Annotated in this window: 8 protein-coding genes; 3 read left to right on the plus strand and 5 right to left on the minus strand. The window is 75.2% G+C overall.

All coding sequences use genetic code 11. The annotated features are described in order from the left end of the window. Window positions 1-2 precede the first annotated feature (2 nt). Together ACFU6K_RS02710 and ACFU6K_RS02715 are read right to left on the minus strand one after the other, a co-directional pair. Window positions 3-686 (minus strand): HAD family hydrolase, encoded by a 684-nt coding sequence (locus tag ACFU6K_RS02710; RefSeq protein WP_380660474.1) that lies wholly within the window; start codon window positions 684-686, stop codon window positions 3-5. A gap of 22 nt (window positions 687-708) precedes the next feature. Beyond that, window positions 709-1,284 carry an NUDIX hydrolase gene (locus ACFU6K_RS02715; protein ID WP_380660475.1) on the minus strand — a complete coding sequence of 192 codons (576 nt, stop codon included), beginning with the start codon at window positions 1,282-1,284 and terminating at the stop codon, window positions 709-711. Window positions 1,285-1,629: 345 nt separating this feature from the next. Between ACFU6K_RS02715 and ACFU6K_RS02720 the strand changes: the two genes are divergently transcribed. Beyond that, on the plus strand, window positions 1,630-2,397 hold the full coding sequence (locus ACFU6K_RS02720; RefSeq protein ID WP_380660476.1) for a CDP-alcohol phosphatidyltransferase family protein: 768 nt from the start codon (window positions 1,630-1,632) through the stop codon (window positions 2,395-2,397). Between the two features lie 355 nt (window positions 2,398-2,752). Continuing rightward, window positions 2,753-4,573, plus strand: a complete 1,821-nt coding sequence (locus tag ACFU6K_RS02725; RefSeq protein ID WP_380660477.1) for a hypothetical protein — start codon at window positions 2,753-2,755, stop codon at window positions 4,571-4,573. A gap of 250 nt (window positions 4,574-4,823) precedes the next feature. Here ACFU6K_RS02725 and ACFU6K_RS02730 read toward each other — a convergent pair whose 3' ends face one another. Next, window positions 4,824-5,009: a hypothetical protein gene (locus ACFU6K_RS02730; protein ID WP_380660478.1), complete on the minus strand. Its 186-nt coding sequence runs from the start codon at window positions 5,007-5,009 to the stop codon at window positions 4,824-4,826. A gap of 177 nt (window positions 5,010-5,186) precedes the next feature. Between ACFU6K_RS02730 and ACFU6K_RS02735 the strand changes: the two genes are divergently transcribed. After that, a complete protein-coding gene (locus tag ACFU6K_RS02735) occupies window positions 5,187-6,467 on the plus strand; it encodes a LuxR C-terminal-related transcriptional regulator (RefSeq protein WP_380660479.1) in 1,281 nt (426 codons plus the stop codon). Window positions 6,468-6,581: 114 nt separating this feature from the next. Here the strand turns inward: ACFU6K_RS02735 and ACFU6K_RS02740 are convergent, their stop codons facing one another. After that, window positions 6,582-7,292, minus strand: coding sequence for a hypothetical protein (locus ACFU6K_RS02740; RefSeq protein ID WP_380660480.1), 711 nt, complete (start codon window positions 7,290-7,292; stop codon window positions 6,582-6,584). A gap of 166 nt (window positions 7,293-7,458) precedes the next feature. Next, window positions 7,459-7,784, minus strand: a 326-nt coding sequence (locus ACFU6K_RS02745) for a zinc-binding dehydrogenase (RefSeq protein ID WP_380660482.1), incomplete at its 5' end; no start/stop codon positions are given.

Genomic DNA, 7,784 nt, shown 5'->3' on the forward strand with positions numbered 1-7,784 from the left:
CGTCAGAAGTGGCGCAGCAGCTCGGAGAAGGCCCCGAGCCGCAGCGTCGCCTCGTCCGGGCCGAGCTCCGCGTGCTCCAGCACCCAGGTGTGCTCGTGCGGGATGAAGACGGTGCGCAGGCCGGCCCGGCGGGCGGGGGCGATGTCGGACTTGGGCGAGTTGCCGATCATCCAGGTCCGGCCCGGGTCGAGGCCGAGGTCGGCGGTGAGCCGCCGGTAGGTGTCGACCGACTTCTCGGCGACGATGTGGACGCCGCGGAAGTGGTGGTCGATGGTGGACGCGGTCACCTTGCGCTGCTGTTCGCCCTGGTCGCCCTTGGTGAGCAGGAGCAGCTGGTGGCGGTCGGCGAGCGTGGCCAGGGTGTCGGCGACGCCGGCGATCAGTTCGACGTCGCGGCTGGTCAGCGGGGTGAGCAGGTCGTCGATCCGGGTCTGCTCGGCGGCCGTGGGGGTGCGGTCGTTGAACCGCTGGAGGCAGTCGGCGAGGCTCTGCCGGAAGACGGTGGCGCCGTAGCCGAGGGTGGCGGAGTTGAGGGCCTCGATCTCGTTCAGCAGGGCCCGGGTGCGCTGCCGCTCCTCCGGGGCGGCGACCCAGTCCAGGAAGCCGTCGATGACCCGCTCGAAGAGGACGTTGTTCTCCCAGAGCGTGTCGTCGGCGTCGAAGATCAGGGTCTGGTCGGTGTGCATCCGGTCGGTCTCCAAGGGGGGTTCAGGCGGACGGCAGCAGGCGGGCCGCGCGGTCGAGGGTCTCACGGAGGTTGTCCTCGGTGGTCCACCGCTTGGCCTCCTCGACGGTGAGCCACTCCAGCGGGGACGCCGGGTTCTCCGGCCGGGCCCGCTCCGGGGTGGCGGTGGCCAGCAGGAAGCGCAGGTCGGCGTGCTCGTGCGCGGGTTCGGCGGGCGAGGCGGGGACGGGCACCACGGCGAGGTGGACGAGGGCGTGCCCGGGCCAGGGGGCGAGGTCGGTCAGGCCGGTCTCCTCCAGGCCCTCGCGCAGGGCGATGTCCAGCGGCCGGGTCTCGCCCGGGTCGCCGTGGCCGCCGACGTGCAGCCAGGCCTGCTGGCGGACGTGCCAGCGCAGCAGGACGCGGCGGGTGGGCGGGTGGACGATCAGCGCGGAGGCGGTGAAGTGGAGCGGGAAGGTGCCCCTGTTCCACGGGTCGGCGACGTCGAGGAGGAGGCGGGCCCGCTCGTGGTCGGCGGTCTCCACCGGGCCCCGCGGACGGTGGTCGGCCAGCAGTCGGGCCGGGTCGGGGCTCTGGGACGGGCCGCCCGTGGTCACCATGGGTCTGCGCTCCTCGTTCCGCTCCGGGACCGCGGACCGCGTCAACCGGCGTACGGGGGCGGGCAGTCGGGCCCGTGGCTTCGGGTTCCGGCGAACCCGCGCAGCCTAGCCCGGGGGCACTCGGGCGGCCCACCGGTTTTCGCCGCGGGCGCTCCGGCGGACGTCCGCGACGCTCGCGCGCACCATGAGCACCGGACGTCCGCGGCGGACGCCCCCACCGTTCGCACCGGACGTTCCGACGACGGACACCTCCCGTACCGCCGGCGGCATACCACCTGGTCCGGGCGTTCCCCCGGAGGCCGTAGCCTGTGGTGATCGTTTCGGGACAGGTGGAGGGATGTCGTCATGGTGGCTGCTCCGGCGCTCGCCGAGCTGCGCGAGGTGTGCCAGCCGCAGGCCAAGCTTCAGAGCCGCAACGGCGAGCACTGGGCGGGCCGGATGTACATGCGGCGGATCTCGCTGCGGACCACCCGGCAGCTGGTGCGCACCTCGGTGTCGCCGAACACCCTCACCTGGGTGATGGTGGCGTGCGGGGTCGGCGGCGGCGCGGCCCTGCTGATCCCGGGCCCGGCCGGTGCGGTGCTGGCCGTCGTGCTGTTCCAGCTGTTCCTGCTGTTCGACTGCGTGGACGGCGAAGTGGCGCGCTGGAAGCGCCAGTTCAGCATGGCCGGGGTGTACGTGGACCGGCTCGGCGCCTATCTGGCGGACGCCGCGCTGATGATCGGTGCGGGCGTCCGGGCGGCGCGCGGCGGGTCGGAGCTGTGGGTGTCGGCGGGGCTGGCGGCCGCGCTGGGCGTGGTGCTGCTCAAGGCCTCGACGGACCTGGTGGACGTGGCCCGCGCCCGCAGCGGGCAGCTGCCGGCGACCGAGGAGTCGACGCAGCCGCGCTCCCAGGGCATCGCGACGGCCCGCAAGGTCGCCTCGCTGTTCAAGATCCACCGGGTGACGAACGGCATCGAGGCCTCGCTGGTGCTGCTGGCGGCGGCCGCGGTGGACGCGGGACTCGGGAACCTGGACGCCACGCGGTGGACGCTCGCGGGCATCACGGTGATCACCTGGGGCATGGTGGTCGCGCACCTGGCGTCGATCCTGTCCTCCTCGCGGCTGCGCTGAGCCGACCGGCACCCCGCAGCCGAACCGAGCGACGCGCGCCTGAAGCCCTGCACCCGGGGGCCGAGGCACCCCTCCCCGGCCCGGGGGAGCCCCCGGCGCCGGGCCCGCCGCCACCAGGCGCCGCCAGTGACGATGACGCTCCCGCGGACGGCCTGAACCACGGTCGGCGGGCACGTGCCGGGGGCCGGACGATCGCCGAGGACGTGGTCCCGCCGATTGGCCGACATTCATGACGGGCCCGGAGAGTCGGCCCGGCCCGTAGGCGCCCGCCCCCTTCCGTGGAACCAGTCGGACTACATATGCAGTCCAACGACATATACAGTCGTCCGACAGTCCGAAAGAAGGGGGCGCGCCCGTGCCACCCCGCACCACGACCCGGCCGAACCCGACCCCGCCCGCCCCGACCCCGCTCGCCACCGTCCGCACCACCGCCCGAACCGCCGTCCTCGCCACCACCGCCACCGTCCGCGCCGCCGTCGTCCGGATCGCCGACACCCGGCCCGCCGCCGTGCTGCTCGTCGGCTACCTCGCCGAGCTGCTGTTCCGGCTCGCCCTCGTCCGGTCCATGGACTTCCCGTCCGTCCACCCCGACGAGGACTCCTACCTCGCCCTGGCCCGGGTGCTGGCCGGCGGCTCGGCGACCGAGATCCCGGTCGGCGTGGTGATCCCCGGCGGCTACCCCCTGCTGATCTCCCCCGCACTGCGCCTGGCCGACGACCCGACGACCGCCTACCACCTGGTCATGGGCGTCAACGCCGCCGTCAACGCCCTGGTCTTCCCGCTCGCCCACGTCGCGCTGCGCCGCCTCGGCCTGAACCGCCGCCTCTCGTACGCCTTCGCCGCCGCGACCGCGCTGCTGCCGCCGGTGGTCTTCTACTCGCAGTTCGCGCTGACCGACGCCGTCCTGCCCGTCCTGGTGCTCGCCTGGCTGCTCTGCCTGCACGGCTGGCTCGCCGACGGCCCGCCGCGGCGCCGCACCTGGCACGCCGTCGGGGCGGGGGCGTCGGCCGGCTACGCGATGGCGGTGCACGACCGCGGCGGCGTGGTGGTGGCGCTGACCGCCGCCGTCCTGCTCGGCGTCCTGCTGCTGCGCCGGGCGCCGTGGCGCGCCACGGCGGCCGGGCTCGCGGCGCTCGGCCTCGGCGTGCTCGGCGCCGAGCTGCTGTCGGCGTGGCTGCACGCGCGGTTCACCGTCCCGGACAGCGATGTCGGCGGCTCGCTCTGGAAGGGTCTGACCGATCCGGACACCGCCCTGCAGACCCTCGCCCGGGCCGCCGGTCAGATCTGGTACTTCACCGTCTCCACCTGGGGCGTCGGCGGGCTCGCCGTCGTCGCCTGCCTGTGCGCGGTGTTCGACCGCCGCCGGTCGACCGCCCTGCGGACCACCGGCGGCGTGCTGGTGGCGCTGCTGTTCGGCACGGCCCTGGCCTCCGCCGCCGCCCTGCCCCTGGACGGCCGGGTCGACGACTGGGTGTACGCCCGGTACACCTCCTCCCTCGTCCCGTCGGCCTTCGTGGCGGGCGTCTCGGTGCTCGCCGGGTACGGGCGCCGCGCGCTGGTCCGGACGGCGGCGGTCGCGGCCGGGCTCGTCCTGCTGCTCGCCGGGGTCGTGGCGCTGGCGGCCGGCGAGCGGCTGCACACGTCGATGTTCATCCCCTGGACCCTGCCCGACGTCTCGTTCCTGGCCGCGGACTGGGGCCGGATCGACCTGCCCCGCACCTGCGCCGCCGTGCTGGTCCTGCTCGGCGCGGCGGTCCTGGTCCGCAACGCCGGGGGCCGCCGGGTGCTCGGGGCGCTCGGCATCTCGCTGGCGCTGTTCGCCGCCTTCGCCACCACGACGATCACCGCGCAGGTCGCCCGGCCGCACGCGGAGGGCCGCGAGGGCCTGGCGACCGGCTTCACCCGCGCCGCCGGGATCACGGCGGACGACAACGTGGTGTTCGCCTGGGACGTCGACTGGTCGCTGCGCGCCGCCCAGACCTTCGAGGTCTACCGGGGGCGGGTCTGGTCCCGCGACCCCCGTTGGCAGCCCGTCCCGGCGGAGGCGAACGTCATGGTCCTCCCGCTGCCCGGGGAGGGGAAACCGCCGGAGGCGTACTGGCCGGGCCACCCCGCCGACTGGTACGTCGAGCGGTTCGACGCCCGGCAGAACTGGGCGGTCTGGCACCGGCGTTGAGCACCCCGATGCCCACCGGAACGGCAACGCGCCCTGCACGGGAAGTCGACTCCGCCGACGTCCCGTGCAGGGCGCGCTACGTCACCCCGCCGAGCGGATCAGCCCGCGGACCCGGCAGAGGAGGCGGAGGGCGCGGAGCCGGCCCGGCCGGTGGCGGTGGGGGCGGTACGGACGGAACGCTTCAGGGCCATGTGCATGACAGGACTTCCCTTTCGATGAGGAGGGGACGGGAGTCGCTCGCGACGACGCGTCAGCTCAGCGGCTTGCCCGGGCACCAGGCGTCGCCCCAGGCCGTCGTCTGGACGCACTGGTGGCCGCCGTGCACGCCGCCGGGTTCCGTCAGCGTCGCGTCGTCGAACACGGAGGCGCCGGCCGGGGCCACCCCGCCCAACCAGGCGGCGGCACCCAGCGCGACCGCGGCCAGTGTCCGCGTCACGATTCCTCGCATGACGACAACTCCCATCACTTCGGGGACGGTTCCACACGTTCCGGGCGTTTCCGCAGTTCCTGCCGCATCGCCCGGTCCGTGCTCGTCACCCTGCCAGGCGGCGGATGGCCACGACATCCCCCGCAGGGGATCATGAGCCTGCCTGGCAGCTTTAGGAGGCATGCGATGCACCCCGTGACCGGCCCCGACCCGACCGCCCCCGACCCGACCGCCGACGTGCCCGCGCTCGACAGCGCGGCCGTCACGCTCTACCGGTGGACGGTGGTGCACGAGCGCCTCACCCCGGCGACCCTCGCACAGGCGGCATCGGAGACCGACCTGAGCCTGCCGGAGTGCGAAGCGGCCGTCCGGCAGCTCACCGGGGCCTGCCTCTTCCAGGAGCTGTTCCCCGACGGGCGCCCCGCGGAAGGGGACCGTACGGACACACCCCCGACCGCCTGGCAGCCCGTCAGCCCCCAGGCCGCGACCGCCCAGCTGCTCTCCGCCCGCGACACCGCCCTGCGCGCCCGGGAGGAGGCCCTGCGCGAACAGCGGAGGATCGTCCAGCAGCAGCGCGACGGCCTCGCGGCGCTGGTGCCCGTCTACCTCCAGGCCCGTCAACACGCCTTCCCCCAGGGCACCATCGACCGCCTGCCGGACAAGTTCGCGGTGCGCTCGCTGCTCGCCGACGTGATCGACTCCTGCCGCAGCGAGGTGCTGGTCTCCAAGCACGGCGGGTCGTTCCCCCCGGCCGCCCTGCGCGAGGCCCTGCCGCGCGACCTGGCGCTGCTCGACCGGGGCGTCCGGATGCGCAGCCTCTACCAGCACGCGACCCGCTTCGACCAGCCCACCCGGGTGCACGCCGAGCAGCTCATCGAGGCCGGCGCCGAGATCCGGACGCTGCCGGAGGTGCTGCCGCAGCTGATCATCGTGGACGGCTCGCTCGCCCTGCTGCCCGCCAGCTCCGGCGGCGCCCTGATCATCCGCGAGCCCGACCTGCTCTCCTACCTGCTGACGGTCTTCGAACGGGACTGGGAGAACGCGGCCCCGTTCGCCAGCGGCCCGCAGGCCGCGCACGACGTCACCAAGACGATGAAGCAGAGCATCCTGGTGCTGCTCGCGAAGGGCCTCAAGGACGAGTCCATCGCCCGCCGCCTCGGCATCTCCCTGCGCACCTGCCGCCGCCACGTCTCGGACCTGCTGGACGGCCTCGGCGCGCACAGCCGCTTCCAGGCCGGCGTGGTCGCCGAACGGCTGGGCCTGACCTCGCACCCGGTCCCGGACGCCCCGGCCCCCGACGAGGAGCCCGGCCCGGCCTGCCCCGCCTGCGGCGGCCCGCTGCCGGCCCCCGCCCCCTCCCCCGACGGCCCGCGCCCCGGCGGCCGCCCGCCGCGCTACTGCTCCCCCCGCTGCCGCTCCCGCGCCTACCGCACCCGGCAGCGGGAACGGGCGGACGGCGTCACGTAACCCGCCGGCGGCGTGACGTAACCCGGGAGGCACCCGCGAACGGGAGGCGCTCGGGCGTCCGCAGCCGGGTGCGGTAGGCGCGGCGGACTTCCGGCAGGTCGGCCCGAGTGGGCGTCAGTACCGGACGGCCTTGACCACCACCGGCAGCAGCGTCCGGTCGGCCGGCTGCCTGCTGAAGGCGACGGGCTCGGCCGTGCCGTTCGCCGGGACGTTCTCGGCGCCGACGACGGCGCTGTCCACGGCCTTGCCGCTGGTGTCGGTGAAGTCGACCTGGACGGCGTAGGAGGCCGCTTCGGGCCCCGGGTTCCGGATGGTGACGACCACGGCGTGCAGGCCGCCGGTGTTCTGCCGGTTGATGCCGGTGATGGCGACGTCGTTCACCGCGTTGCCGCCGTCCGTCACCCCGCTGAGCACCGAGGCGGCCTTCTCCCTGGTCGTCGCCTGCTGCGCCGAGACGGAGGCCTCGAAGGCGGACGCCGCCGCGGCGTTGGAGGCGACGGACGCCGCGGAGGCCTCCGAGGCCGAGGCGATGGCCGCCGACGCCGAGGCCAGCAGCGACTCCGCGGCGGAGGCGACGGCGGAGGGCGGCTCGCCGGAGAAGGCGCCCGCGTTGGGCGGGGTGGCCGTCGGCGAGCCGGCCGCCGTGCCCGAGGAGCTGCTGCTGCAGGCCGCGAGCACGGCGACGCCGGAGGCCGCCACGATCAGCGCGACCGTCCGCTGCGGCGTCCACCTCCGGCCCGGTCGCCGGCCACCGTCCAGGGAGCGGTCGGGCGGCGGACGGTGGCCGGGTCGGCCGTGGCTGGGGGGACTGTGGAGTTCACGCACCGAGGGATCCCTCTCCTGGTCGGTGTTCGGCGGCCGAGGGGCCCGTACGTCCCCATGCTTGGCAACATCCCGCTCCGCAGCGACAGCTCCTGACCCGTCCGAGTGGCCCGGGCCCCGGCGGAAGCCCCGGCCCACCCCTGCCCCCGAGCCCGCCCCCGGCCCGGCCTCAGCCCCCGACGGCCAGCACCGCCTTGCCGTGCAGCCGCCGCCCGAGCAGGGCGTCGACCGCCTCGGCCGCGTCGTCCCAGGCACCGCGCCAGGTGACGCCGGGGTCCAGCTCGCCGGCCGCCACCCGGTGGGCGAGCCAGCCGAGGTCGCGGCCGAGGCCGGTGCAGCCGAGCAGGTAGAAGGAGACCACCGAGCGGTCGTGCCGGCTCGCGTCGCCGAAGAGGGTGCCGAACGCGAAGTCCTCCCCGCTCCCGGAGCTGTGGCCGGCGGCGACGAGGGTTCCTCCCGGCGCCAACGCCTGGTACGCCTCGACCAGTTGGGGGC

Origin of the sequence: Kitasatospora sp. NPDC057512, from assembly GCF_042802135.1 — a bacterium.
In the GTDB taxonomy this organism is placed as follows: domain Bacteria; phylum Actinomycetota; class Actinomycetes; order Streptomycetales; family Streptomycetaceae; genus Kitasatospora.